Here is a 25209-nt window from a genome sequence, read left to right as displayed (position 1 = left end):
TAGGGAGTTCTGAGACGTTGACAAGCCCTGTTTTCAAAAAACTTTTCAACCGTCTTTTTTTTGCGCAAAACGCCATTAAAGCGGTAGTTTTTCCAGCGTTTCAAAGCCATAACGCTGTAAAACGGGTAAAAGCTGTTCAGTATCCGGGGTAATCGCCATGCAAAAAGCCTTATTGGCATCATTCGATTTGGCATCCGGCGCTTCATGCTCCAACAACCAGGCGGTACGTCGAGCAATCGCCGCGCCGGAATCGATAAACCGCGTTCCTTCCGGCATGACCTGTTGCAGTTCTTCCGCCAGGAGCGGGAAGTGCGTACAACCTAATACGACCGTATCGGGCGGCTCCTGCATCCGTAGCCACGGGCGCAGAATTCGACGTAGCTCTTCCAACGGTACCGCTTCGCCGTGCAGCTTCGCCTCTGCCAGTTCCACCAGCTCAGCGGAACCCAGCATTTCAATGCGGCATTCATTGGCAAAGCGGTCAATGAGTTCACGAGTATAAGGACGCTTGACGGTTCCGCGTGTCGCCAGCAGGCCGACAATACCGTTCGCCGTTAAGCGCGCGGCAGGCTTAATCGCCGGCACGACGCCTACCACCGGGAAAGCGAACTTTTCACGTAGGGCTGGCAGGGAAACGGTACTGGCGGTATTACAGGCGATGACCGCCAGCGCCAGAGGATAGCGTTGCTGAACGGCAGTCACGATTTCAACAACACGCTCAACGATAAACTCTTCGCTCTTCTCGCCATAGGGGAAGGCAACGTTATCGAAAGCATAAATATAATGTAGATCCGGCAACAGCTGCCGAATCTCGTTATATACCGACAACCCACCGACGCCGGAATCAAACACCAGCACGGTGGGACGTGGATCAGAAGGTGTAGCTGCCAGACAAGGTGTATTCCCGTCCTGCAGTTTGGTAGCCATATACTGTCTCGTAATCTTTATCGAACAGGTTGGCTATTTTACCACGAACTGTGAGATGTGAGGTGACTGGATACGAAACTGCGAGATCCCACAAGCTTACACCGCCCAACTTAACGCTCTCAGGCGCATAGGTTACCGGGTCGTAAGTGTTGTCATAACGGGTGCCAAGATAGTGATAGGTCACCCCCCAGTCGAAATCATAAACCTGCCAGTCCAACTGGTATTTCACCTGCTGTTTTGCCCGGCGCACCAGCAGCTCGTTGGTTTTCGCATCACGCGCATCGACATAGTCATAGCTGATGCTGTGCGCCAGCGGCCCGGTATCAAACGACGCCGTCGCTTCAATACCTTTAATACGCGCCTTGCCGACGTTATAATATTTCATCAACTGCGAGTCGTAGTCGATCAGATTATTGATGTCGTTACGATATCCGGACAGGCGCCATGTCACCCCAGACGTCAGGCCTTCAAAGGCCCCTTCCCACTGCTTGCTCTCTTCCGGGTCGAGATTCTGATTACCGTAGAAGCCGTACAGCTGGCCGAGATTCGGCGCTTTGTAGGCGGTACCATAAGAGGCGATAAAGCGATAGCCGTCGATAAATTCCCACGCGGCGCTGCTCTGCCAGGTACCATGCTGGCCAAACTGCGAGTTATCATCACTACGCGCCGCCCCTTCCAGGGTGAAATCGCCCAACTTTTGCAAGCCGGTGATAAACAGGCCGGTATTACGGATTTCATAGCCATCGGTCACATAGTTCGTGCCAGGCTCGGTGGTTTGTTTTTGCCAGTCAATTCCAGCGCCAACGTTGCCGTGGCCAACATCGACCGTGTTCGCCCACTGCACATTGTACTGTTTCACTTCATCCAGCGTCGCCGAGGTGTCATAGCGCCCCAGTCGCGGATCGTAATTGTAGTCCTTGCTGTGGCTATAGCTGGAAGTCAGCTGCGAGTGGAAGATATCCTGATTAAAACGCAGGCCGGCATCCCAGGTCTGGCTATACAACTGGCGAGTATCGACTAATACGCCGCCATAAGGAGAGCCGTCGTAGGCCGTCCGGTTGTCATAGCCGTACCCACGCACAAAGCCACTCCACTCATTGGAGAAGCTATGCTCCAGCGCGCCGTAGATCGTTTTGCTCATAAAGCCATCGCGATCCGGCTGGCGAACGCCGCCGGTATTGCCTTCGGCGACAACATCAAAGCCTTTGGTATAGGTATAGTCGCCCGCCAGGGTGACGCGGGTATGTCCGCCGAAAGTCTGCTGCGTGCTGCCGCCGTAGTTCTGGTAGCCATTTGAACCCACGCCGGCATTGAGCGTGGTGCCGTCCTGGTCGCGAGTGGTAATAATGTTCACCACCCCGCCGATCGCATCTGAGCCGTAGATCGCCGAGCGCGGGCCACGAACGTATTCAATGCGCTGTACCAGAGCGATAGGGAACTGGCTTAAGTCGGAAGAGCCGCTGACGCCCGCCTGATTCAGACGTACGCCATCCACCAGGATTAAGACATGGCTGGAGTTGGTGCCGCGTACGAAAAGAGAGCTCTGCTGCCCCATGCCGCCGTTTTGCGCGATGTCCACGCCCGGCAGGCGGCGCATCACATCGGTGAGAGAGGTTGACTGCCAGCGATCGATATCCTGCCGCGTCACCACGCTCACCGGCGCCAGCACGGTCTCGATAGGTTGCGCCACACGGTTTGCCGTCACCACTAACGTATTTGAATTGCTGTCCTGCGCCCAGCCGGAAAATGCCGTGACGGATAAAGCCGTCATCAGCGAAGCTTTTTTAATCATTGTAAAAGCATCCATAATATAGAGAGGATGCCGCCGGCTCTATCAGTAGCTCGCGATGATAGAAACCAAATGCGACGTATCCGGCAGGTCTTCGGGCTTGGAGGCTGCTTTAAGAAATAATGACTTCCCACGGCTAACCGCAGTGTCTGCACCGAGTGCGCTTATTTCTCGCCTTTCCTTACCGCTGCGCGTCAGCTCCAGATTCGCACTGGATTCCCTATTAACTCAGAGGACCGGTTGCAAGATGCTACAATTAGAAACATATAGATGTCCAGACTGCTATAACGATATTTCATCCGCAACCAGGGCTGGACATCCCCAATGCTTTCCCTACAATCCCCGCGTACTTATTTTATTCAGGATGCATCATGACCCCCGAACACCTCCCTACCGAGCAATACGAAGCGCAACTGGCAGAAAAAGTCGTCCGTTTGCAGAAAATGATGGCCCCTTTTGCCGCGCCGGTTCCGGAGGTATTTCGTTCGCCGGTCAGCCACTACCGGATGCGCGCTGAATTTCGCCTGTGGCACGACGGCGACGACCTCTATCACATCATCTTCGATCAGCAGACCAAGTCGCGTATTCGCGTCGATACCTTCCCGGCCGCCAGCGAGCTCATCAACCAGCTGATGCCGGCAATGCTCGACGGCGTGCGCAATAACCCGGTCCTGCGCCATAAGCTTTTCCAGATTGATTATCTGACGACCATGAGCAACCAGGCCATCGTCTCGCTGCTCTATCACAAGAAACTCGACGACGAATGGCGCCAGCATGCGGAAGCGCTGCGCGATGCCCTACGCGCGCAAAATCTCAACGTGCAGCTGATAGGCCGCGCCACTAAAACCAAAATCGAGCTCGATAGGGATTATGTCGATGAACGTCTGCCGGTTGGCGGGCGCGAAATGATCTATCGTCAGGTGGAAAACAGCTTTACCCAGCCAAACGCGGCGATGAATATTCAGATGCTGGAGTGGGCGCTGGACGTCACCAAAGGTTCCACCGGCGATCTGCTGGAGCTCTACTGCGGCAACGGCAACTTCTCGCTGGCGCTGGCGCGTAACTTCGATCGCGTGCTGGCGACGGAAATCGCTAAACCGTCAGTCGCCTCCGCGCAATACAACATTGCCGCCAACCATATCGATAACGTGCAAATTATCCGTATGGCGGCGGAAGAATTTACCCAGGCGATGAACGGCGTGCGGGAGTTTAACCGCCTGCAGGGTATCGATCTGCAAAGCTATCAGTGCGAAACCATTTTTGTCGATCCGCCGCGCAGCGGGCTGGATAGCGAGACCGAAAAAATGGTCCAGGCCTATCCACGAATTCTCTATATCTCCTGCAACCCGGAAACACTGTGCCAGAACCTGGAAACCCTCAGCCAGACGCACAATGTCACCCGCCTGGCGCTATTCGATCAGTTCCCGTATACCCACCATATGGAATGCGGCGTACTGTTAACGAAGAAATAAACGCATAAAAAAACCCGGCGAACGCAACGTTGCCGGGTTATTACCTGGCGGATTACTCCGCCGCGGTATCTTTGCGGTTGCGCATCTTGTAACCGATCCAGAACACCATCGCGACAGACAGCACCGCCGGGAAGAAGTTAGAGCCGATATCCGGATATTCTGCGCGCACCACGGTGCTATACAGCAATACGCCGAGAATGAAGCAGGCGGCGGAAAGCCCCGGCAGCCCGACCGGCATACTGCGGTTCTGATAGCGCTGGTGCAGGCAGTATACCGTCAGCAGCAGCGACAGAACCGGGAAGATGGAAAAGGGAACGATTGAGCTGAACAGCGCGGCGAAGGTGCCATTAATGGACAGACCCGCGATCAGCGCCAGCAGTAGCGTACCTTTATCTTGAACTGAGTGTTTCATTGCTCGTCCTTCACGTTATTCGGAATGATGTGACATTTTTTCTTGTTCACGGCGATACCAGTAATACGCGCCTTTTGAAATCATTCTGAGCTGCAGTACCAGCCGCTCTTCCAGCTGTCGGCGCTGCTCCGGACTGACGTCCAACGCTTCCGCACCGGCGTTGAATACGATGGTGACCATAGCTTCAGCCTGCGCTTCGGTAAAGGCGCGCGGCATATGGTTTTCGAGTTCTAAATAGTCGGCAAGTTCCGCGATGAAATGCTGGATCTCGCGCGCTACAGCGGCTCGAAACGCCGCGGATGTGCCAGAACGCTCACGCAACAGCAGGCGGAAGGCGTTCGGGTTGTTACCAATAAACTCCATAAAGGTAGAGACGGAGGTGCGGATCACGCTGCCGCCTTTCGCAATGCGCTGGCGCGCCTGGCGCATCAGCTGGCGCAGCATTAGCCCGCTTTCGTCTACCATCGTCAGGCCTAACTCATCGACATCGCGAAAATGACGATAAAAGGACGTCGGCGCGATCCCTGCTTCCCGCGCAACCTCGCGCAAGCTCAGGCTGGCAAAGCTTCGCTCAGCGCTAAGTTGGCTAAATGCCGCTTCCACCAGCGAGCGGCGGGTTTTTTCTTTTTGTTGTGCTCTTACGCCCATCACGATGTATGAATCCTTCCAATAGCCCTGTCGGCACTATACCAGAGATTAAAACTAATCGGTTTGTACTGGATTGTGAATGATTGTTTATGAGCCGTTTCTGCTTTTATGCCGCAAAAAAGCACAACGATAATTGGGTTAAAGCTCGCCAAATGTTATCATCGTGTTTATTTTGTGTATAAAACAGGTGAGTAATGCCATGTCACACTCTTGGGATTATGATGCAATAGTGATTGGTTCCGGTCCTGGCGGTGAAGGCGCCGCTATGGGACTGGTGAAACAGGGAGCTCGTGTTGCCGTTATCGAGCGCTACCATAACGTCGGCGGTGGTTGTACCCACTGGGGAACCATCCCGTCAAAAGCGCTTCGCCATGCCGTCAGCCGTATTATCGAGTTTAACCAAAACCCCCTCTACAGCGACCATTCCCGTCTTCTCCGTTCTTCCTTCGCCGACATCCTCAACCATGCCGACAGCGTCATTAACCAGCAAACCCATATGCGTCAGGGTTTCTATGAGCGCAACCACTGCGAAATTCTGCAGGGCAACGCCCACTTTGTTGATGAGCACACGCTGGCGCTGGAGTGTCACGATGGCACCGTAGAAACGGTCACCGCCGAGAAATTCGTTATCGCCTGCGGCTCGCGCCCGTATCATCCGGCCGACGTCGATTTCCACCACCCGCGTATTTACGACAGCGATTCCATTCTTAGCCTGCACCACGAACCGCGCCATGTGATCATTTACGGCGCCGGGGTGATCGGCTGCGAGTACGCGTCGATCTTCCGCGGTATGGAGGTTAAGGTCGATCTGATCAATACCCGCGATCGTCTACTGGCGTTCCTCGATCAGGAGATGTCCGATTCGCTCTCCTATCACTTCTGGAACAGCGGCGTGGTTATCCGCCATAACGAAGAGTACGAGAAAATCGAAGGCGTCGATGACGGCGTGATCATGCATCTGAAGTCTGGTAAGAAGCTGAAAGCTGACTGCCTGCTGTACGCCAACGGTCGTACCGGTAACACCGATACGCTGGCGCTGGAAAATATCGGTCTGCAAACCGACAGCCGCGGCCAGCTGAAAGTAAACAGCATGTATCAGACCGCCCTACCGCACATCTATGCCGTCGGTGACGTTATCGGTTATCCAAGCCTGGCGTCAGCGGCTTACGATCAGGGGCGCATCGCCGCGCAGGCGCTGATCAAAGGCGAAGCCTCCGCGCATCTGATTGAAGATATCCCGACCGGGATCTACACCATTCCGGAAATCAGCTCGGTGGGTAAAACCGAGCAGCAGCTAACCGCGATGAAGGTGCCTTATGAGGTAGGTCGCGCACAGTTTAAACATCTGGCGCGGGCGCAAATCGTCGGTATGAGCGTGGGTACGCTGAAGATTCTGTTCCATCGCGAGACGAAAGAGATCCTCGGCATCCACTGCTTTGGCGAGCGCGCGGCCGAAATTATTCATATCGGCCAGGCGATTATGGAGCAGAAAGGCGGCGGTAACACCATTGAGTACTTCGTTAACACCACCTTTAACTACCCGACCATGGCCGAAGCCTATCGGGTAGCGGCGTTAAACGGCTTAAACCGCCTCTTTTAACGCCTTATCGAAGTGGCCATCCATAGTACTGCGGATGGCCTCCGCCAGATGCTCATAGCGGCTACGCAGCGGCGAACCAGGACGATAAACCAGCCCGATGGTGCGTCTTGGTTCCGGCTTAATGCACGGAATATAGACCACGCCATCGCGTTTTCTCTCCTGCGGCACCGCCAGCGCAGGCAGCAGTGTAATACCACTTCCGGCGGCAACCATGTTGCGCAGCGTTTCAAGGCTGGTCGCGCGGAAGTGGGTATCTTCATCCGCACCCGCTTCAAAGCAGAAGCCCATCGCCTGGTCGCGCAGACAGTGTCCGTCTTCCAGCATCAACAGCTTTTCACCCGCTAAATCCGCCATCGGCACGCGATCGCGCTCTGCCCACGGATGGTCTTCGTAGATAGCCAGCATCATCGGCTCATCGAACAGCGGCACCTCGATAAAGGCTTCACTCTCTTTGACCAGCGCGAGGATCGCGCAGTCGAGCTTACCGCTATCGAGCTGCGCCAGCAGCTGATGGGTTTGCGCCTCATGCAGATACATTTCCAGCTTCGGGAAAGTCTGATGCAGCATCGGAATTATGTGCGGCAGCAAATATGGCCCCACCGTTGGGATCAGGCCGATATGCAGCGGCCCGGACATGGTTTCCCCTTGCTGGCTTGCCATCTCCTTGAGCACTTTTACTTCGCGTAGCACGGTACGCGCCTGATCCACCAGCAGCAAACCCGCCTGAGTGAACAGAACCTTACGGCTGGTGCGCTCCAGCAACATCACCCCAAGTTCATCTTCCAGCTTGCGAATTTGTCCGCTAAGCGTAGGCTGACTGACGTGGCAGGAATCTGCCGCACGTCGAAAGTGGCGATGTTCAGCCAGCGCTACCAGGTATTCAAGATCGCGAATATTCATTATTCATCCTCCATCGCCACGATAGTCCATGGCGATAGATAGAATAGCAACGAACGATTATCCCTATCAAGTTTTCTGTTCAATAATAACCACAGAAACGAGGAGAACATCTGAAAATCATTGAGTCGCCTCACAGTTTCCCTACCCGAACAACTAAAGCCAACGTGAACTTTTGCGGACCTCGTGTCCGCTTTTTTTTTGGCGTAAAAAAGCCCGGGGATTACCCAGGCTCATTCAACATCGGTGTAATCTCTTACACCAGTCGCTGTCTGGCGTCGGCAATCGCCTGCACCACCTGCTGCGGCGAGACGCCGCCTTTGGCCGCACGTTTATCAAGGCAGGACTGCAACGACAGGATCGGGTAGACGTCATCGCCGATAACGCTGCTGAACTTTTGCAAGTCGCTTAACGGTAAATCTTCCAGCGCTTTGCCCTGAGCAATCGCTTCAACCACCGCTTCACCGACGATATGGTGTGCTTCGCGGAACGGAACGCCTTTTGCCACCAGGTAATCCGCCAGCTCGGTAGCGTTGGCGTAACCCTGCTGCGCCGCTTCCGCACAGCGCGGACGTTTCACCTGGATACCGTCCAGCACCAGCGCCGCCATGTGCAGGCAGTCAAGCCAGGTGTCCAGCGCATCGAACAGCCCTTCTTTGTCTTCCTGCATATCTTTGTTGTAGGCCAGCGGTAGCCCTTTCAGGGTCATCATCATGCCGGTCAGCGCGCCCTGCACGCGGCCGCATTTACCGCGGATCAGTTCCAGCGCATCCGGGTTTTTCTTCTGCGGCATCAGCGACGAACCGGAAGTAACGCGGTCAGACAGTTCAACAAAACCCGCTTCGCCGGTATTGAAGAAAATCAGATCTTCGGCAAAACGCGACAGGTGCACCATGCCGATAGAGGCATCGGAAAGCAGTTCCAGCACATGATCGCGATCGGAGACGCTATCGAGGCTGTTACGGGTCGCCGATGCGAAACCCAACCAACCGGCCAGCTGCTCACGGTCGATTTCATAAGCGGTTCCCGCCAGCGCGCCGCATCCCAGCGGGCTGACATCGAGGCGCTTGAGCGCGTCCTGCAGACGGCTTTCATCACGGGCCAGCATTTCAACGTAGGCCAGACACCAGTGCGCAAAAGTCACCGGCTGGGCGCGCTGCAGATGGGTATAACCCGGCATCACCGCATCCTGATTGTTGCCAGCGGTTTCCACCAGCGCGCTTTGCAGTTGGCGGGTCGCGGACAGCAACTCGGTGACGGTCTCTTTGCACCACAGCTTGAGATCGGTGGCGACCTGGTCATTACGGCTACGTCCGGTATGCAGTTTTTTGCCCAACTGGCCGACTTTATCGATCAGTTTTCCTTCGACCCAGCTATGAATATCTTCGGCATCGCTTTCAAGGATTTGCTGCGGGTTGGCGCGTACCTCTTCCAGCAAGACGTTCAGCGCCTCTTCCAGCTGCAGCTGCTCATCGGCGGTCAGTACGCCTACGGTTACCAGCGCTTTGGACCAGGCGACGGATCCCACGATATCCTGTTCCGCCAGACGATAGTCAAAGCGTAAAGAGTCGTTGAATTGTTTGAACCGCTGGTCTGCTGCCTGTGTAAAACGCCCGCCCCAAAGTGCCATAACATGCTTCCTTTATTCGTGAGTTCTGCCGGGTCGCGCTGCGCTTACCCGGTCTACGGTCTTGTTGCCCCGGCAAGCAACGCGCCGCCGGGCATTCAATCTTAAGCCAAAATACGCGTACCGATCGGGGTACCGTTAAATAATGCCGGCAGCTGCTCGGCATGGCGCCAGGAAGCGATATCCACCGGGCGGCCCAGCTCGCGCGCCGCGTCCAGCGCCGCGTTCACTTTCACAATCATGCCGTCGGTAATAATGCCCTGTTCAATCAGTTGTTCAGCCCTGGAGGCGGTCATTTCCGCAATCCGCTGACCTTTACCGTCGAGAATGCCGCTAACATCGGACAGCAGGATAAGATCCGCGCCCAGCGTCGCCGCCAGCGCCGTCGCCGCCTGATCGGCGTTGACGTTCATCAGTTGTCCTTCGTCGGTGACGCCAATCGAGCTCACGACGGGCAGGTAGCCGCCCGCCAACAGCGTATTGATAAGCGTCGGCGAGCCTGCCTGCGCTTTACCAACGTGGCCTAGTTCTTCATCCAACTGAGTCACCTTCACGCTATCGCCATCGCCGAGGAACAGCCCTACCGAGGAAAGACCATGCTTTTTCGCCCATGCCAGCAGCGTTTTGTTGGCAGTTCCCGCCAGCGCGCCGGTAATGATGTCAATCTGATCGGCAGGCGTTACGCGCAGGCCATTTTTCTTTTTCACCGGCAGATTAAGCTGTTTCATCAGCTCATCCACCACGCAGCCGCCGCCGTGGACGATAACCAGCGGACGCTGGTGTGTTTCGCGGTAGTGCACCAAGGCGGTAAACAGACGTTCCAGCGCTTCTTCGCTATCCAACAACACGCCGCCAAGTTTGATAATCAATGGATTGTTCATCATCACACCTTAAATTAAAGACTGCGTCTCAGCGAAGCCGAAACGAATGTTAGCGCACTGCACGGCCTGCGCTGCCGCGCCTTTCAGCAAGTTATCTTCTGCGGCCACGACGATAATATGTTCGTCCTGGACGGCAAAACCGATATCACAGAATGGCAGCCCAACTACGTTTTTCAGCGCCGGTACGCCTTTATCGTATAAACGGACCAACGGCTTATTGGCATAGGCCTGCTGGAAGACCTCAGCCACCTGATCTTTACCGACGCCCGGCTTCAGGCGGCAGGTAATGGTTTCCAGAATACCGCGTTTAAAATTGCCCAAATGGGGAGTGAAGATCACCTCTGCGCCCAGATGGGTAGAAATTTCCGGATGGTGGCGATGATTGAAAACACCGTACGGCTGCAGGCTGACTTCGCAGAAGCTATTGCTCATCGCCGCCTTACGCCCGGCGCCGCTGACGCCGCTGGTGGCGTTGATCACCGGCCATTGCTTCAGATCCAGCAGACCGGCATCGATCAGCGGTTTTAACGCCAGCTGCGCCGCCGTCGGGTAGCAGCCAGGCACCGCGATCAAATTCGCCTCTTTCAATGCTTCTACGTTCCACTCCGCCAGACCGTATACCGCCTGCTTAAGCAGATCGGAATGCTGATGAGTGAAACCGTAGTATTTTTCGTAGAACGCGCCATCGTTGACGCGAAACGCGCCGGATAAATCGAACACCACGCAGCCCGCGGCCAAAAACTGCGGCGCCAGATCGTGGCTAACTTCATGCGCGGTGGCGAGGAACACTACATCCGCGCCGGCGCTAAATTCGCTGATATCGGACATTGCTTGCAGCGGCAGGTCGACAATACCTTTCAGCTGCGGATGTATATCGGAAATTAACTTTCCGGCATCATTGCTTTGCGCGGAGACGGTCAAAGCGGTTATGTTCATATGAGGGTGGCGATTTACATAGGCCACCAGCTCTGCGCCGGCATAGCCGCTAGCTCCCACGATCAGCGTATTTAGCATTGGAAGAGCATCTCCTTACATTCGATGGGTTTTATTGCGCTCAACGATATTGTATTTTTATTCACAAATACTGCATGAATATTGATACTATCATGACCTGAGGTGTGTCAACAATGAAAAACAATTTACCGCCCTTTATCGAGATTTACCGCGCATTGATCGCCACACCATCCATCAGCGCGACCGAAGAAGCGCTGGATCAAAGCAATGAGTCTTTAATCAATTTACTCGGCGGCTGGTTCCGCGATCTGGGCTTCAACGTCGAGATCCAGCCGGTACCTGAGACGCGCAATAAATTCAATATGTTGGCCAGCACTGGCCACGGCGCTGGCGGCCTGCTGCTCGCCGGGCATACCGATACCGTGCCTTTCGACGATGGTCGCTGGACCCGCGACCCGTTTACACTTACGGAGCACGACAACAAACTCTACGGGCTCGGCACCGCCGATATGAAAGGCTTCTTCGCGTTTATCCTCGATGCCCTGCGCGACGTTGACGTCAGTAAATTGAAAAAACCGCTGTATATTCTGGCCACCGCTGACGAAGAAACCAGCATGGCGGGCGCGCGCTACTTTGCCGAAACCACGCAACTGCGCCCGGATTGCGCCATCATCGGCGAGCCGACCTCGCTGCAGCCGGTGCGGGCGCATAAAGGCCACATTTCAACAGCGGTACGCGTACTGGGCCAGTCCGGCCACTCCAGCGACCCGGCGCGCGGCGTGAACGCTATCGAACTGATGCACGATGCGATTGGCCGCATTATGCAACTGCGCGATGATTTAAAAGAGCGTTACCACTATGCCGCTTTCACCGTGCCTTATCCGACGCTCAACCTGGGCGCCATTCACGGCGGCGATGCATCCAATCGCATCTGCGCCTGCTGCGAATTGCACATGGATATTCGTCCATTGCCGGGGATGACGCTTAACGACCTGAACGGCCTGCTGGATGAAGCGCTGGCGCCGGTCAGCGAACGCTGGCCGGGGCGTCTGACGGTCTCTGAGCTGCATCCGCCGATTCCAGGCTATGAATGCCCGCCGGACCACAAGCTGGTCGAAGTGGTTGAAAAACTGCTCGGCGCGCAGACCGAAGTGGTGAACTACTGCACCGAAGCGCCGTTTATCCAGACGCTGTGTCCTACGCTGGTGTTAGGACCGGGCTCCATCAACCAGGCCCACCAGCCGGATGAATATCTGGAGACGCGGTTTATTAAGCCGACGCGCGAGCTCATCACTCAGGTTGTCCATCACTTCTGCTGGCATTAATCGCTGCTAGTTTCCCGCCTTCACGTCCGGAGGCGGGAGAGTGACGATCGTCACACTTCCATAAGTAATGCTTATCCGCCGACCGCTGAGTTAACTTTCGCAAATTATCGCCATTTATTCGTTTGCTGAAGCGATTTCGCAGCAATTGACGCGGGGGTATTTACGTGGCTTTATAAAAGACGGGTTGCTTATCCACTGCTCAAATCACGGAGCGCCGGATATAACAAAATAAAATGAGATGGGGTGTCTGGGGTAACATGAACGAACAATATTCCGCTTTGCGTAGTAATGTCAGTATGCTCGGTAAGGTGCTGGGCGACACCATCAAGGATGCGTTAGGAGAAAACATTCTTGATCGTGTCGAAACTATCCGTAAGTTGTCCAAATCTTCTCGCGCGGGCAATGAAGCCAATCGCCAGGAGCTGCTCACCACGCTGCAAAACTTGTCCAACGACGAGCTGCTGCCGGTGGCGCGCGCCTTTAGCCAGTTCCTGAATCTGGCCAATACCGCTGAGCAATATCACAGCATTTCGCCCAACGGCGAAGCCGCCAGCAATCCGGAAGTTATTGCGCGTACCCTGAGAAAACTCAAAGACCAACCCAATCTCAACGAAGACACCATAAAAAAAGCGGTGGAATCCCTGTCGCTGGAGCTGGTATTAACCGCTCACCCGACCGAAATCACCCGCCGGACGCTGATCCACAAAATGGTGGAAGTGAACAACTGCCTTAAGCAGTTGGATAACAAAGATATCGCTGACTATGAGCACAACCAGCTGATGCGCCGCCTGCGCCAGCTGATCGCCCAGTCCTGGCATACCGATGAAATTCGTAAGCACCGCCCTTCTCCGGTCGATGAAGCCAAATGGGGTTTCGCGGTAGTTGAAAACAGCCTGTGGGAAGGCGTGCCGAACTATCTGCGCGAGCTGAACGAACAGCTGGAAGCCAACCTCGGCTACCAGCTACCGGTTGATTTTGTGCCGGTACGATTCACTTCCTGGATGGGCGGCGACCGTGACGGCAACCCGAACGTCACCGCCGATATCACCCGCCACGTACTGTTGCTCAGCCGCTGGAAAGCGACCGATCTTTTCCTGAAAGATATCCAGGTGCTTATCTCCGAGCTGTCGATGGTCGAATGCACCGACGAGCTCCGCGATTTGGCGGGTGCGGAAGGCGCGCAAGAGCCGTATCGTTATCTGATGAAAAAGCTGCGTAGCCAGTTGATGGAGACCCAGGCCTGGCTGGAAGCGCGTCTGAAAGGACAAAAACTGCCGAAACCGGCGGGGCTTATCACGCAAAACGAACAGCTGTGGGAACCGCTGTATGCCTGCTATAAATCGCTGCAGGCCTGCGGAATGGGCATCATCGCCAACGGCGAACTGCTCGATACCCTGCGCCGGGTGAAATCTTTCGGCGTACCGCTGGTGCGTATCGATATCCGTCAGGAAAGTACCCGCCATACCGAAGCGCTGGGCGAAATGACCCGCTACCTCGGGATCGGCGATTATGAAAGCTGGTCGGAAGCCGACAAGCAGGCTTTCCTGATCCGTGAGCTGAACTCCAAACGCCCGCTGCTGCCGCGTCAGTGGGAGCCGAGCGAAGAGACCCGCGAGGTCCTCGACACCTGTAAAGTGATCGCCGAAGCGCCGCGTGGATCGATCGCCGCTTATGTGATCTCAATGGCCAAAACGCCGTCCGACGTGCTGGCGGTTCATCTTCTGCTAAAAGAAGCCGGTATCGGCTTTGCCCTGCCGGTCGCGCCGCTGTTTGAAACGCTGGACGACCTGAACAACGCCAACGACGTTATGACTCAGTTACTGAATATTGACTGGTATCGCGGCTTTATTCAGGGCAAGCAGATGGTCATGATCGGTTACTCCGACTCGGCCAAAGATGCCGGCGTGATGGCCGCCTCCTGGGCCCAGTACCAGGCACAGGACGCGCTAATCAAAACCTGCGAAAAAGCCGGTATTGAACTGACTCTATTCCACGGTCGCGGCGGCTCCATCGGTCGCGGCGGCGCTCCGGCCCACGCGGCGCTGCTCTCGCAGCCGCCGGGCAGCCTGAAAGGCGGCCTGCGCGTCACCGAACAGGGTGAAATGATCCGCTTTAAGTACGGCCTGCCGGAAGTGACCATCAGCAGCCTGTCGTTGTACACCAGCGCGATTCTGGAAGCCAACCTGCTGCCGCCGCCGGAACCAAAACCGCAGTGGCGCGAAATCATGGCCGAGCTGTCCGACGTCTCCTGCAAGATGTACCGCGGCTACGTGCGGGAAAACAAAGACTTCGTCCCTTATTTCCGCTCCGCGACCCCGGAACAAGAACTGGGCAAACTGCCGCTTGGCTCGCGCCCGGCGAAGCGTCGCCCGACCGGCGGCGTCGAGTCACTGCGCGCCATCCCGTGGATCTTCGCCTGGACCCAGAACCGCCTGATGCTGCCGGCCTGGCTGGGCGCCGGTGCCGCGCTGCAGAAAGTGGTCGAGGGCGGTAAGCAAAGCGAGCTGGAAAGCATGTGCCGCGACTGGCCGTTCTTCTCGACCCGCCTCGGAATGCTGGAAATGGTCTACTCAAAAGCCGACCTGTGGCTGGCGGAGTACTACGATCAGCGGCTGGTGAAACCGGAACTGTGGAAGCTAGGCGAAGAGCTACGTCAGCTGTTAACCGCCGATATCAAAGTGGTGCTGGCTATCGCTAATGACTCCCACCTGATGGCCGACCTGCCGTGGATCGCCGAATCCATCCAGTTGCGTAACATCTATACCGACCCGCTTAACGTCCTGCAGGCCGAACTGTTGCACCGTTCGCGCCAGGCTGAAGAGGCTGGCGAGGAACCGGATGCGCGCGTTGAGCAAGCGCTGATGGTCACCATTGCCGGCGTCGCGGCAGGGATGCGTAATACCGGCTAGTCACCGTTTCCCCCGGCCGCCCGGCCGGGGGATTTTTCCTCTCATTTTAGTGATGCAACATCTCATCGACGATCTGCTCTTTATGCAGCGCATAGGGATAATAGGTCGGCCAGTTATCCATCTCTTTGAGCAAGGCCTCCTGTGATTCATTGCCCATAAATATATGGAAATGCTGCGATTTGCGCGGGCCAATAATATGGTCGCTGAACTGGACGAATTTCGGCGCGTTACCATCAGCCTGCTGGCACTCAAACAGATAGCGAACGCCCTTCTTGCCGGAGGCGTATTGCAGAATTTTGTAGCCTGAGTAGGTATATTTGCAGCTATTAACGGTCTTGCCGACGTGGAACTCTATCACGTCATCTTCGATGCCAATCTGCTCCACGTCGGTGGAGTAACCCTTCTTATAATAGGCGCGATACTCTTCCACGCTCTTGCCGCCGGGCTTTTTCGCCTTCTGCTCCAGAACCGGATCAAGGTCGCCATTCAGCAGGTACGGATTAACGGACTGCCAGACTCCATCCCAATCGCTCAACGCGCGATCCTTCACATCTTTATCGGCAAAAATGCCTTCGCTAGCCTGGCGTTCTATGTCGGTCAACGCTGGGCCATGGCTATGGTTACCGTGGGCGAACGCCTGGACGCTCGCAAGCGCCATGCCTAAGCCAAACGCGAGCATGGGGATCTTTCGGGTCATTACTCTCTCCTGAGTTGAATATCGATTGCGATAAAATGTTACGATATAACATATCGTAACCAGGAAGCAATAACGACAAGCTCGCGCTTTTACCGCTGGAAAAATGTCCGGTATGATGAAATGCGTGGCGTTTTGGCGGGGTAAAGATGGATAACAGCATCAATCAGCTCATTGATTCATTAGTGAAAAAACAAACCTGCATTGCAGAAGTGCATTTTACCGGTGAGTCACGCCCCCCTGCCGACGCCGCGATCAAGGTTGATTTTCCTCGTCTGAATATTGTCATTGAGGGGCAGTTGTACGATCTCGCCCTCGGCGATAATGCCGCGCCGCTACAACCGCGCGATGTACTGTATATTGCGGGCGATAGCTGGAACTGGCCGCAATGGCAGACACCCTGCCTGCTATTAAGCATCTTGTTCGGCAAACAGCAGTTGGAATTTTCGCTGCAGCGCTGGAGCGGCGAGGCGCTAACTCTTGTCCAGAAGAGCCAGGTACCGCGCCGCGGGCCGCGCGTGGGTTCATTCCTGCTACAGGCGCTAAATGAAATACGTATGCAGCCGCAGGAACAACAAACCGCCCGCAGCATCGTGATTAGCCTACTCAGCCACTGTACCGATCTGCTGGGTAGTCAGGCGCAAACTTCATCGCGCAGCCAGGCGCTGTTCGAAGCGATCCGCCAGTATATCGATCTCCATTTCGCTGAGCCGCTGAGCCGGGAATCCGTGGCCCAGTCGTTTTACCTATCCCCCAATTATCTCTCGCACCTGTTTCAGAAATGCGGGCCCATGGGTTTTAACGAATACCTTAATCATATTCGCCTCGAACAGGCGCGCATGCTGTTGAAAGGCCATGATATGAAAGTGAAAGACGTTGCCCACGCCTGCGGCTTCGCCGACAGCAACTACTTCTGCCGTCTGTTTCGCAAGAACACCGAACGTTCGCCTTCCGAATACCGCCGCCAGTATCACAGCCAGTTGACGGAAAAATCCTCTGCGCCGTAAAACTAGATTTTTGTAAGTAACTGTCTGCTGATTGCTGGCCACGTACCTTTATAAGCAGGAACAGGCGGACAAATGTGATCTAAATCATCCTTAATCGCAATGCGTACATTTATCCAGTTTTTGGCAAATTTGTCATCTGGCGAGCAAGCAAACGAAAACCGTATCCTTTCCTCAACATCACTGAATTACACATCGAGGAATGGTTATGGAACTCTATCTGGACACCGCGAACGTCGCTGAAGTTGAACGTCTGGCCCGCATTTATCCGCTGGCTGGCGTCACCACCAACCCGAGCATCATCGCCGCCGGCAAAACCCCGGTTTGGGACGTGCTGCCGCGCCTGCAAAAAGCCGTCGGCCCGGAAGGTGTTCTGTTCGCGCAGACCATGAGTCGCGATGCGCAGGGCATGGTGGAAGAAGCCAAACGCTTGAGCAACGCCGTGCCGGGTATCGTGGTTAAAATCCCGGTTACCGCCGAAGGTCTCGCCGCCATCAAACTGCTGAAAAAAGAAGGCATCCCGACGCTTGGCACCGCGGTCTATAGCGCTTCCCAGGGGCTGCTGGCGGCGCTGGCCGGCGCGAAATACGTCGCGCCATACGTCAACCGCGTCGACGCCCAGGGCGGTGACGGCATTCGCATGGTGCAAGAACTACAATCCCTGCTGGAAATGCACGCCCCGGAAAGCAAAGTCCTGGCCGCGAGCTTCAAAACCCCGCGCCAGGCATTGGATTGCCTGTTAGCTGGCTGCGAAGCTATCACCCTCCCCTTAGACGTAGCGCAACAAATGCTCGGCACCCCCGCGGTAGAGTCAGCCATAGAGAAGTTCGAGCAGGACTGGAATAACGCATTTGGCACGTTAAACCTGTAATCCGATCGTCTGCCGCCGTCCGGCGGCTTGCACGTTATCGAGGAGGAATCGAAATGGATCGCATTATTCAATCACCCGGTAAATACATTCAGGGCGCTGGCGCCATCAAGCGCCTCGGCGAATATCTTAAACCGCTGGCCGAACGGTGGCTTATCATCGGCGATAAGTTTGTTCTTGGCTTTGCCGAAGAGCAGTTGCGTACCAGCCTTGGCGGCGCTGGCCTGGTGGCCGAAATCGCACCGTTTGGCGGTGAATGTTCGCAAAATGAAATCAACCGCCTGCGCGATATCGCCAGCAGCGCCCAATGCCATGCGGTGCTCGGCATCGGCGGCGGCAAGACTTTGGATACCGCGAAAGCGCTGGCTCACTATATGCATCTGCCGGTGGTAGTAGCCCCGACCATCGCCTCCACCGACGCGCCGTGCAGCGCGTTGTCTGTTATCTATACCGACGATGGGGAATTCGAAAGCTATTTGATGCTGCCGCACAACCCGAACATGGTGGTTGTCGATACGCAGATCGTCGCAGGCGCGCCAGCTCGCCTGCTGGCCGCCGGGATTGGCGATGCGCTGGCGACCTGGTTTGAAGCCCGCGCCTGCTCGCGCAGCGGTGCGACCACAATGGCGGGCGGTAAATGCACTCAGGCAGCGCTGGCACTGGCGGAACTCTGCTACAACACGCTGGTTGAAGAAGGCGAAAAGGCGATGCTTGCCGCCGAGCAGCATGTGGTCACCCCAGCGCTCGAACGGGTGATCGAAGCCAACACCTACCTGAGCGGCGTCGGCTTTGAGAGCGGTGGGCTGGCGGCGGCGCACGCGATTCACAACGGTTTGACCGCCATCCCGGACGCCCATCACTTCTATCACGGCGAGAAGGTCGCGTTTGGTACCCTGACGCAGCTGGTGCTGGAAAACGCGCCGGTGGAAGAGATAGAAACCGCGGCGGCGTTGTGTCACAGCGTCGGCCTGCCCATCACGCTGGCGCAGCTCGATATTAAAGGCGACATCCCGGCCAAAATGCGCACGGTCGCGGAGGCCGCCTGCGCCGAAGGCGAAACCATCCACAACATGCCGGGCGGCGCCTGTGCCGACCAGGTTTACGCCGCGCTACTGGTTGCCGACCAATACGGTCAGCGTTTCCTGCAAGAGTGGGAATAACCTGCCCCAAATGCCCGGCATTTGCCGGGCATAACGCTTAACGAGTAATACCTTGCCTGGTAATCTGAGGTTGACGTTTTTTAAGGCTGATTATCGCCAGCGCCGCGACGATCAGCACAATACCAGCGCCTTCCACTAGCCCCGGATTTTCACCCAGCAGCCACCAGGAAAACAGCACGCCGCAAACCGGTACCGCCAGCGTACTCAGGCCGGCGACGCTGGCAGGCAGGTTACGCAGAACATACAGCCACAGACTCCAGGCCACCGCCGTCGCCAGGATTGCGCTATAGGCCAGTGCCCAAAAAACCCCAGGTTGCCAGTCAATGCTGCGCTGCGGCACCAGCCACGCCACCACGCTCATCACCAGCGCGGCATACAGCATCTGCCAGGCGGTTAACGACAGTAAATCGAGGCGCGGATAGCGGCGATACATGCGTTTGGCGACAATCGCGCTCGCCCCCCAACTGATGCCGGAGAGGATCGCCAGCAGCGCGCTTTTCATCGAGGAGAAATCCAACTGCCAGGGCTGCAGCACCAGCAGTAGACCGCACGCCGCCAGTACGATAGCGGCATATTGTAGCCGCCGCATGCGCTCGCCTAAAAACAGCGCCGCCATGATCACCACCCAGAACGGCATGGTATAGCTAAGAATGGCGACTTTACCTGCGCCGCCGCCCATCAGCGCCCACTGAGCCAGACCGACCATGCCGCAGGTTTGCAGCAGCGCAATCGCCAGGGTGTAACCAAACGGCGTTGGCCGCATGCCGCGCCCGCGCAGCGCCAACACCGCCATCAGCACAATCGCGCCGAAAATACAGCGCAGGGCGGTAAAATCGAAAGCGCCGATATAGAGCGTTACCTGTTTCATCGCAATCCAGCTGTAGCTCCAGATAAGCGTCAGCAGGACGAGGCCGCAACCGGCCAGGAGATTGCTGTTCCTTGCAACCGTCATAACTTCTCCACCGTCATGATTTTTGCGGGCACTATACTCTCTTTGGCGGCAGGTTGCTTAAGGGCAGAGCGCACTTTTCGTGCGAAAAAAGAGGGCGGCGAATTGCAGCTCGCCGCCCCGACAGGAATAAAAAAATAGGTAAAACAGATAATTACGCTGGACGCACGCCCAGGGTATGGCAAATGGCATAGCTCATTTCGGCGCGATTCAGGGTATAGAAGTGGAAATCTTTCACTCCTTCGCGGCTTAAAATTTTCACCATGTCCATGGCGATATTCGCCCCTACCAGTTGGCGCGTTTCGGCATCGTTATCCAACCCTTCGAACATTTTCGACATCCAGGTCGGAATACGCACGTTCGTCATATCGGCAAATTTCTTCGCCTGTTTAAAGTTGGAGACTGGCAGAATGCCCGGAATAATTTCCACATCGATACCGGCGGAGACGCAGCGGTCACGGAAACGCAGGTAGCTTTCGACATCAAAAAAGAACTGAGTGATCGCGCGATTAGCGCCCGCTTCTACTTTACGTTTCAGGTTCAATAAGTCGGCCTGCGCGCTTTTGGCTTCCGGATGCACTTCCGGATAGGCGGCGACGGAGATATCAAAATCACCGACGTCTTTTAGCAGCGTCACCAGGTCGGCGGCGTACATCTCCGGCTTGCCGCTACCCGGCGGCAGGTCGCCGCGCAGCGCGACGATATGGCGGATACCGTTGTTCCAGTAATCCTGGGCAATCGCGCGCAGTTCATCACGGCTGGCGTCGATACAGGTCAGGTGCGGCGCTGCTTCCAGACCGGTGCGGTCTTTAATGCCCTTGATAATGCTATGAGTGCGGTCGCGCTCGCCGGAGTTCGCCCCGTAGGTGACGGAAACAAACTTCGGCTTCAGGCTGCTTAAGCGATCGATGGATTTCCACAGGGTTTGCTCCATTTCACTGGTACGCGGCGGAAAGAATTCAAAGGACACATTAATCTGGCCCTGGACTTCCGCCAGGCTCTGATTCAGGGCTTCCCGCTGATTGGCGTGAAAAAAGCTCATACCTTACCTCATCAATCGCATTATATTTATCAGTCGTGTTGCGAACTTCTATACGTTTAGACGTCCAGATGTAAAAATGACGGAAAAGCGGGCAGGCGTCAATAGAAAAATCTGCGTAAACAGTGAGGAATTTTCAGTCAAAGTGAAAAAAGTTCATCTGGCGTCAGGCCAGGCGCGTTAATTATCCGCAAGATCAAAGAGCCCACGCTGCCGACGCAGCATCTCACCCTCTCAGGGCAGCTGGTGGCGCGGGAATGAGCATAATGAAGGCCGGCCCTATGGGCCGGCCTGAGAGGAGAGATTACAGCAACTGCGCCAGACGATTAATATCTGACTGAATAGCCCCGGCGGTGACATCGCGACCCGCGCCTGGCCCGCGGATCACCATTGGGTTATCGCGATACCAGCGACTCTCGATGGCGAAGACGTTATCGCACGGCAGCAGCGCCGCCAGCGGATGTTCCTGACGCACGGCTTCTACCCCGACGCGCGCTTTACCGTTAGCATCAAAACGCGCCACGTAACGCAACACCAGCCCCATCTCACGGGCGGCTTCAAGGCGCTGCAGCATCTGTTCGTTCAGCTCTTCGCCGTTCTCAAAGAAGTGGTCAACCGAGCCCTCTTCGCAATGCGCCGGAACCAGCGATTCCACGCGCACCTGATCCGGCTCAATATTGTAACCAGCTTCGCGCGCCAGGATCACCAGCTTGCGCATCACGTCTTTACCTGACAGGTCAACGCGCGGGTCCGGTTCGGTCAGCCCTTGCTGCCAGGCCTGATCCACCAGTTCGGTAAATGGCACCGTGCCGTCAAACTGCAGGAACAGCCAGGAGAGCGTACCGGAGAAGATACCGCTCAGCCCCAGGATGGTATCGCCGCTGTCGATGAGATCGCGCACCGTATGGTTAACCGGCAAGCCTGCGCCGACGGTGGCGTTATACAGCCAGTGACGTCCGGTCTTTTCGAAGGCGTCGTGGATCTGGCGATATTTATCGCTGCTGCTGGCGCCCGCCAGCTTATTGGCGCTGATCACGTGAAAACCGTGGCTGGCGAAATCCAGATACTGATCGGCCAGCTGTTCGCTGGCGGTCACGTCCAGCACCACTAAATCATCATAAGGGTGCGCGCGCATCCACAGGAATAGCGATTCTTCATCCTGCTCAACCGCTTCATCTTCAAAGAATGCCAATGCGCGACTGGCATCCAGACCTTCATAGTTCAGCAGGCTACGGCGGCTATCCACCACCCCAGCCAGCAGGAACTCAAAGCCGGTGCGGGCGGAAAGCGTGCTCTGCTCGCGCGCGAACAACTCCAGCCAGCGGGAGCCGATATTACCTTTGCCAAACAGCACCAGACCGATGCGTTTCTCAGCGCGGAACACGGAATGATGCAGCCCCTGAATCAGGCTCTCGGTTGGGCCGGCGCGCAGCACCGCCACCAGGCTGATGCCCTCTTCCGATTGCCAGGTAAACTCTACCGGCTGCCCTTTCAACTGCTGCCAGAAACGGTGGCAATGCAGCGGATTGCGGGTCACGCCCGCGCCGACCATCGCCACCAGCGCCAGCTTCTGGCGCAGACGCAGCTCGCCCGGCAGGCCCGCCTCGTCCAGCAGCTTCAGCGCGCTGTCGGCCACTTCAGAGGTGTAACAGAACTGCAGCAGCTTACGGTCGGCATGCACGCCCACCGCTAGCGGGCGCAGCTGCGCGCGTTTGAAAATCTGATCCAGCTCTTTATGCGCCAACTTGAAATCCTGACCAGCCGGCACCTGGAATTCAATCAGGCAGACGTCGTCGTGACTGGTGACAATACGCGCGCCGGTGCCAGATGCCAGCACGCGCTCAATGCGCGTCGAACCCTGGTCCGGGGTGTAGCTGCAGCGCAGCTGTAAATCGATATCGCTGCCGGAAACCGGCTGTAGCGTACGCGCGTGCAGCACCGGCGCCGCCAGGCGAGCCAGCTCGCTGGCCTCATCAAGGCGCAGCAGCGGCAGCAGGCACGCATCTTTCACTTTACGCGGGTCGGCGCTATAGACCCCGGCCACATCGCTCCAGATGGTGACGCGGGAGACCCCGGCCAGCGCGCCAATTTGGGTGGCGGAGTAGTCGGAACCGTTACGGCCCAGCAGCACGGTTTCTCCGGCATTGTTGCGGGCGATAAAGCCGGTCACCACCAGCCGTTTGTTGGGGTGCTGCGCCATCAACTGTTGTAACAACGGGTAGGACAAGCCTTCATCAACCTGCGGCTGCGCGGCGCGTTCCGCGCGCAGGAAAGCGCGCGCGTCCAGCCACGCGGCTTCAACGCCAAGGTGATTCAGTACCGCCGCCATCAGGCGCGCGGACCACACTTCGCCGTGGCCGACGACTTCAGCATATACCGCATCGGTGATGCCGCTATCCAGCAGGCCCGCCAGACGTTCAAGATCGTGAATAAACGTCGCGATCAGCGCGTCAGCGGCGTCCGCCGGCAACAGGCTGGCGATCAGATCCATTTGATAGCGACGCAGCGCTTGTTGCACCTGATGCGCAGAAAGACGATCGGTCTGGCTTAGCTGCAGCCAGCTAATCAGCTGGTTGGTGGTGCTACCGGCGGCAGAGACGACCATCATATCGCCTGCCTGCGCATAGTCGGTCATGATCCCGGCGACGCGCAGGTAACATTTCGCATCCGCTAAACTACTCCCACCAAATTTGTGCAGCTGACGACCCTTCGCCCCTGCCTGCGCAATCACACTCATCTTTATTCCTCGTTTGCTGCCCGGAAGCCATTTTCCAGGTCGGCAATTAAATCTTCACCATCTTCAATACCGGTCGAAATACGCAGGAGCGTTTCCGAGATCCCTGCCGCCGCACGCGCTTCCGGCGCCATGCCCGCATGCGTCATCGTCGCCGCATGGGAAATCAGGCTCTCAACGCCCCCCAACGATTCCGCCAGCGTAAATAGCGATAAACCGCTCAAGAAGCGACGCAGCGTCTGCTCATCGCCATCGAGCTCGAAGCTTAGCATCGCCCCAAAACCTTTTTGCTGACGCGCCGCAATCTCATGCCCCTGGTTTTCCGGCAGGGACGGATGATACAGCTTTTTCACCAGCGGCTGGGTTTTCAGATAGTCGACTATCGCCTGCGCGTTGCGCTGCGCCACTTCCATTCGCGGAGAAAGGGTACGCAAACCACGCAATAACAGATAGCTATCAAACGCCCCGCCGGTGACGCCGATATTATTCGCCCACCATGCCAGTTCGGTGACAGTTTCAGGATCTTTGGCAATCACCACCCCGGCGACCACATCAGAGTGGCCGTTGAGATATTTGGTGCACGAATGCAACACCAGATCGGCGCCCAGCGCCAGCGGATTTTGCAACGCCGGGCTCAGGAAGGTGTTATCCACCACGCTCACCGCGCCGGCTTCACGCGCCAGCCCGCAGATTTTCGCAATATCGACCACCCGCAGCAATGGGTTGCTCGGGCTTTCGACCAGCACCAGCTTCGGTTGTTCCGCTAGCGCTTCACGTAATGCCTGTTCATCGCTTTGATCGACAAAGCGCACGCGATAGCAGCCGCGTTTCGCCAGGCTGTCAAACAGACGATAGCTGCCGCCATAACAGTCGTGCGGCGCCACCAGCAGATCGCCCGGTTTCAGGAACACCGTGGTCACCAGCAGAATAGCCGACATTCCGGTATTGGTCAGTACCGCGCCCGCGCCGCCTTCCAGTTCCGCCAGCGCGCGCTGTACGACATCGCGAGTCGGGTTGCCGCGACGGGAATAATCGTGGGCGCGAGGTTCATTGAAACCGGTGAAATTATAGGTGCTGGAGAGGTGGATCGGCGGGACAACGCAACCGTACTGTTCGTCGTCATTTAAACCGCTACGCACTGCAATGGTGGCCTGTTTACGCGTCATGTTGGACAGTTCCTGGGCTGTTCGGTGAGAAGTCAGGCCTCAGAGTAATCATTGTCACAATAGACGTCAATACATCTGGACATCTAAACTTCTTTGCGTATAGATTGAGCAAAAGACAAATAGCCGTTAAAATTATATGCATTAGCGCACGTCG

19 protein-coding genes, 1 pseudogene and 1 riboswitch are annotated in these 25209 nt (G+C 56.4%); of the genes and pseudogenes, 7 read left to right on the top strand and 13 right to left on the bottom strand.

Going from position 1 to position 25209, the window contains the following annotated elements:
- Positions 1-75 precede the first annotated feature (75 nt).
- Positions 76-927, bottom strand: coding sequence for a glutamate racemase (gene murI, locus ABLU86_RS20620; RefSeq protein WP_015703959.1), 852 nt, complete (start codon positions 925-927; stop codon positions 76-78).
- Positions 872-2719, bottom strand: a complete 1848-nt coding sequence (gene btuB / locus ABLU86_RS20615; protein ID WP_015703958.1) for a TonB-dependent vitamin B12 receptor BtuB — start codon at positions 2717-2719, stop codon at positions 872-874. The genes murI and btuB overlap by 56 nt, the downstream gene beginning before the upstream one ends.
- 64 nt (positions 2720-2783) lie before the next feature.
- Positions 2784-2972, bottom strand: a riboswitch (cobalamin riboswitch).
- A 115-nt stretch (positions 2973-3087) separates the two neighbouring features.
- Between btuB and trmA the strand changes: the two genes are divergently transcribed.
- Positions 3088-4188: a tRNA (uridine(54)-C5)-methyltransferase TrmA gene (gene trmA / locus ABLU86_RS20610; RefSeq protein WP_047740176.1), complete on the top strand. Its 1101-nt coding sequence runs from the start codon at positions 3088-3090 to the stop codon at positions 4186-4188.
- 52 nt (positions 4189-4240) lie between these two features.
- Here the strand turns inward: trmA and ABLU86_RS20605 are convergent, their stop codons facing one another.
- Together ABLU86_RS20605 and fabR are read right to left on the bottom strand one after the other, a co-directional pair.
- Positions 4241-4600 (bottom strand): YijD family membrane protein, encoded by a 360-nt coding sequence (locus ABLU86_RS20605; protein ID WP_015368906.1) that lies wholly within the window; start codon positions 4598-4600, stop codon positions 4241-4243.
- A 15-nt stretch (positions 4601-4615) separates the two neighbouring features.
- Positions 4616-5251, bottom strand: coding sequence for an HTH-type transcriptional repressor FabR (gene fabR / locus ABLU86_RS20600; RefSeq protein ID WP_015368907.1), 636 nt, complete (start codon positions 5249-5251; stop codon positions 4616-4618).
- Between the two features lie 196 nt (positions 5252-5447).
- On the opposite strand from fabR, the gene sthA reads away from it, so the two are divergent.
- A complete protein-coding gene (sthA, locus tag ABLU86_RS20595) occupies positions 5448-6848 on the top strand; it encodes a Si-specific NAD(P)(+) transhydrogenase (RefSeq protein WP_015368908.1) in 1401 nt (466 codons plus the stop codon).
- Here the strand turns inward: sthA and oxyR are convergent.
- The 4 genes from oxyR to argC all read right to left on the bottom strand — a co-directional run bounded on the left by oxyR (position 6831) and on the right by argC (position 11267).
- The gene (gene oxyR, locus ABLU86_RS20590) at positions 6831-7748 is read right to left on the bottom strand and encodes a DNA-binding transcriptional regulator OxyR (RefSeq protein ID WP_015368909.1); all 918 of its coding nucleotides are present in this window, start codon (positions 7746-7748) and stop codon (positions 6831-6833) included. The two genes, sthA and oxyR, sit on opposite strands and share 18 nt — an antisense overlap.
- 253 nt (positions 7749-8001) lie before the next feature.
- A complete protein-coding gene (gene argH / locus ABLU86_RS20585; RefSeq protein ID WP_046883493.1) occupies positions 8002-9375 on the bottom strand; it encodes an argininosuccinate lyase in 1374 nt (457 codons plus the stop codon).
- A 101-nt stretch (positions 9376-9476) separates the two neighbouring features.
- On the bottom strand, positions 9477-10253 hold the full coding sequence (gene argB / locus ABLU86_RS20580; protein ID WP_015368912.1) for an acetylglutamate kinase: 777 nt from the start codon (positions 10251-10253) through the stop codon (positions 9477-9479).
- A gap of 9 nt (positions 10254-10262) precedes the next feature.
- Positions 10263-11267, bottom strand: a complete 1005-nt coding sequence (argC, locus tag ABLU86_RS20575) for an N-acetyl-gamma-glutamyl-phosphate reductase (protein ID WP_032712960.1) — start codon at positions 11265-11267, stop codon at positions 10263-10265.
- A gap of 113 nt (positions 11268-11380) precedes the next feature.
- On the opposite strand from argC, the gene argE reads away from it, so the two are divergent.
- Together argE and ppc are read left to right on the top strand one after the other, a co-directional pair.
- Positions 11381-12532, top strand: a complete 1152-nt coding sequence (gene argE / locus ABLU86_RS20570) for an acetylornithine deacetylase (protein ID WP_015368914.1) — start codon at positions 11381-11383, stop codon at positions 12530-12532.
- A gap of 257 nt (positions 12533-12789) precedes the next feature.
- Positions 12790-15441: a phosphoenolpyruvate carboxylase gene (gene ppc / locus ABLU86_RS20565; protein WP_015368915.1), complete on the top strand. Its 2652-nt coding sequence runs from the start codon at positions 12790-12792 to the stop codon at positions 15439-15441.
- Between the two features lie 46 nt (positions 15442-15487).
- Here ppc and zinT read toward each other — a convergent pair whose 3' ends face one another.
- Entirely contained in the window at positions 15488-16138 is a 651-nt protein-coding gene (zinT, locus tag ABLU86_RS20560; RefSeq protein WP_046883494.1) for a metal-binding protein ZinT, read from the bottom strand.
- 24 nt (positions 16139-16162) lie between these two features.
- Here zinT and ABLU86_RS20555 point away from each other — a divergent pair.
- The 3 genes and pseudogenes from ABLU86_RS20555 (at position 16163) to ABLU86_RS20545 (ending at position 19167) form a co-directional block, all read left to right on the top strand.
- Positions 16163-17142, top strand: a pseudogene (locus ABLU86_RS20555) (AraC family transcriptional regulator).
- A gap of 205 nt (positions 17143-17347) precedes the next feature.
- Positions 17348-18010 (top strand): fructose-6-phosphate aldolase, encoded by a 663-nt coding sequence (gene fsa, locus ABLU86_RS20550; RefSeq protein ID WP_015368918.1) that lies wholly within the window; start codon positions 17348-17350, stop codon positions 18008-18010.
- A 53-nt stretch (positions 18011-18063) separates the two neighbouring features.
- Positions 18064-19167, top strand: a complete 1104-nt coding sequence (locus ABLU86_RS20545; RefSeq protein ID WP_045412819.1) for a glycerol dehydrogenase — start codon at positions 18064-18066, stop codon at positions 19165-19167.
- A 37-nt stretch (positions 19168-19204) separates the two neighbouring features.
- Here the strand turns inward: ABLU86_RS20545 and ABLU86_RS20540 are convergent, their stop codons facing one another.
- The 4 genes from ABLU86_RS20540 to metB all read right to left on the bottom strand — a co-directional run bounded on the left by ABLU86_RS20540 (position 19205) and on the right by metB (position 25055).
- Positions 19205-20119 carry a DMT family transporter gene (locus tag ABLU86_RS20540; protein ID WP_046883496.1) on the bottom strand — a complete coding sequence of 305 codons (915 nt, stop codon included), beginning with the start codon at positions 20117-20119 and terminating at the stop codon, positions 19205-19207.
- Between the two features lie 151 nt (positions 20120-20270).
- Positions 20271-21158, bottom strand: a complete 888-nt coding sequence (gene metF, locus ABLU86_RS20535; protein ID WP_015368922.1) for a methylenetetrahydrofolate reductase — start codon at positions 21156-21158, stop codon at positions 20271-20273.
- Positions 21159-21459: 301 nt separating this feature from the next.
- Positions 21460-23892 (bottom strand): bifunctional aspartate kinase/homoserine dehydrogenase II, encoded by a 2433-nt coding sequence (locus tag ABLU86_RS20530; protein ID WP_015703951.1) that lies wholly within the window; start codon positions 23890-23892, stop codon positions 21460-21462.
- A 2-nt stretch (positions 23893-23894) separates the two neighbouring features.
- A complete protein-coding gene (gene metB, locus ABLU86_RS20525; RefSeq protein WP_015368924.1) occupies positions 23895-25055 on the bottom strand; it encodes a cystathionine gamma-synthase in 1161 nt (386 codons plus the stop codon).
- Positions 25056-25209: the final 154 nt, after the last annotated feature.

The sequence above is a fragment of the Klebsiella sp. JN_Kp121 genome (assembly GCF_040062145.1).
GTDB lineage: Bacteria > Pseudomonadota > Gammaproteobacteria > Enterobacterales > Enterobacteriaceae > Klebsiella > Klebsiella aerogenes.
This window is presented reverse-complemented; position numbering and strand designations above follow the sequence as displayed.

Coding starts and splice junctions, on each gene's coding strand:
- murI (WP_015703959.1), bottom strand. CDS start 927: ATGGCTACCAAACTGCAGGACGGGAATACACCTTGTCTGGCAGCTACA.
- btuB (WP_015703958.1), bottom strand. CDS start 2,719: ATGATTAAAAAAGCTTCGCTGATGACGGCTTTATCCGTCACGGCATTT.
- trmA (WP_047740176.1), top strand. CDS start 3,088: ATGACCCCCGAACACCTCCCTACCGAGCAATACGAAGCGCAACTGGCA.
- ABLU86_RS20605 (WP_015368906.1), bottom strand. CDS start 4,600: ATGAAACACTCAGTTCAAGATAAAGGTACGCTACTGCTGGCGCTGATC.
- sthA (WP_015368908.1), top strand. CDS start 5,448: ATGTCACACTCTTGGGATTATGATGCAATAGTGATTGGTTCCGGTCCT.
- oxyR (WP_015368909.1), bottom strand. CDS start 7,748: ATGAATATTCGCGATCTTGAATACCTGGTAGCGCTGGCTGAACATCGC.
- argH (WP_046883493.1), bottom strand. CDS start 9,375: ATGGCACTTTGGGGCGGGCGTTTTACACAGGCAGCAGACCAGCGGTTC.
- argB (WP_015368912.1), bottom strand. CDS start 10,253: ATGAACAATCCATTGATTATCAAACTTGGCGGCGTGTTGTTGGATAGC.
- argC (WP_032712960.1), bottom strand. CDS start 11,267: ATGCTAAATACGCTGATCGTGGGAGCTAGCGGCTATGCCGGCGCAGAG.
- argE (WP_015368914.1), top strand. CDS start 11,381: ATGAAAAACAATTTACCGCCCTTTATCGAGATTTACCGCGCATTGATC.
- ppc (WP_015368915.1), top strand. CDS start 12,790: ATGAACGAACAATATTCCGCTTTGCGTAGTAATGTCAGTATGCTCGGT.
- zinT (WP_046883494.1), bottom strand. CDS start 16,138: ATGACCCGAAAGATCCCCATGCTCGCGTTTGGCTTAGGCATGGCGCTT.
- fsa (WP_015368918.1), top strand. CDS start 17,348: ATGGAACTCTATCTGGACACCGCGAACGTCGCTGAAGTTGAACGTCTG.
- ABLU86_RS20545 (WP_045412819.1), top strand. CDS start 18,064: ATGGATCGCATTATTCAATCACCCGGTAAATACATTCAGGGCGCTGGC.
- ABLU86_RS20540 (WP_046883496.1), bottom strand. CDS start 20,119: ATGACGGTTGCAAGGAACAGCAATCTCCTGGCCGGTTGCGGCCTCGTC.
- metF (WP_015368922.1), bottom strand. CDS start 21,158: ATGAGCTTTTTTCACGCCAATCAGCGGGAAGCCCTGAATCAGAGCCTG.
- ABLU86_RS20530 (WP_015703951.1), bottom strand. CDS start 23,892: ATGAGTGTGATTGCGCAGGCAGGGGCGAAGGGTCGTCAGCTGCACAAA.
- metB (WP_015368924.1), bottom strand. CDS start 25,055: ATGACGCGTAAACAGGCCACCATTGCAGTGCGTAGCGGTTTAAATGAC.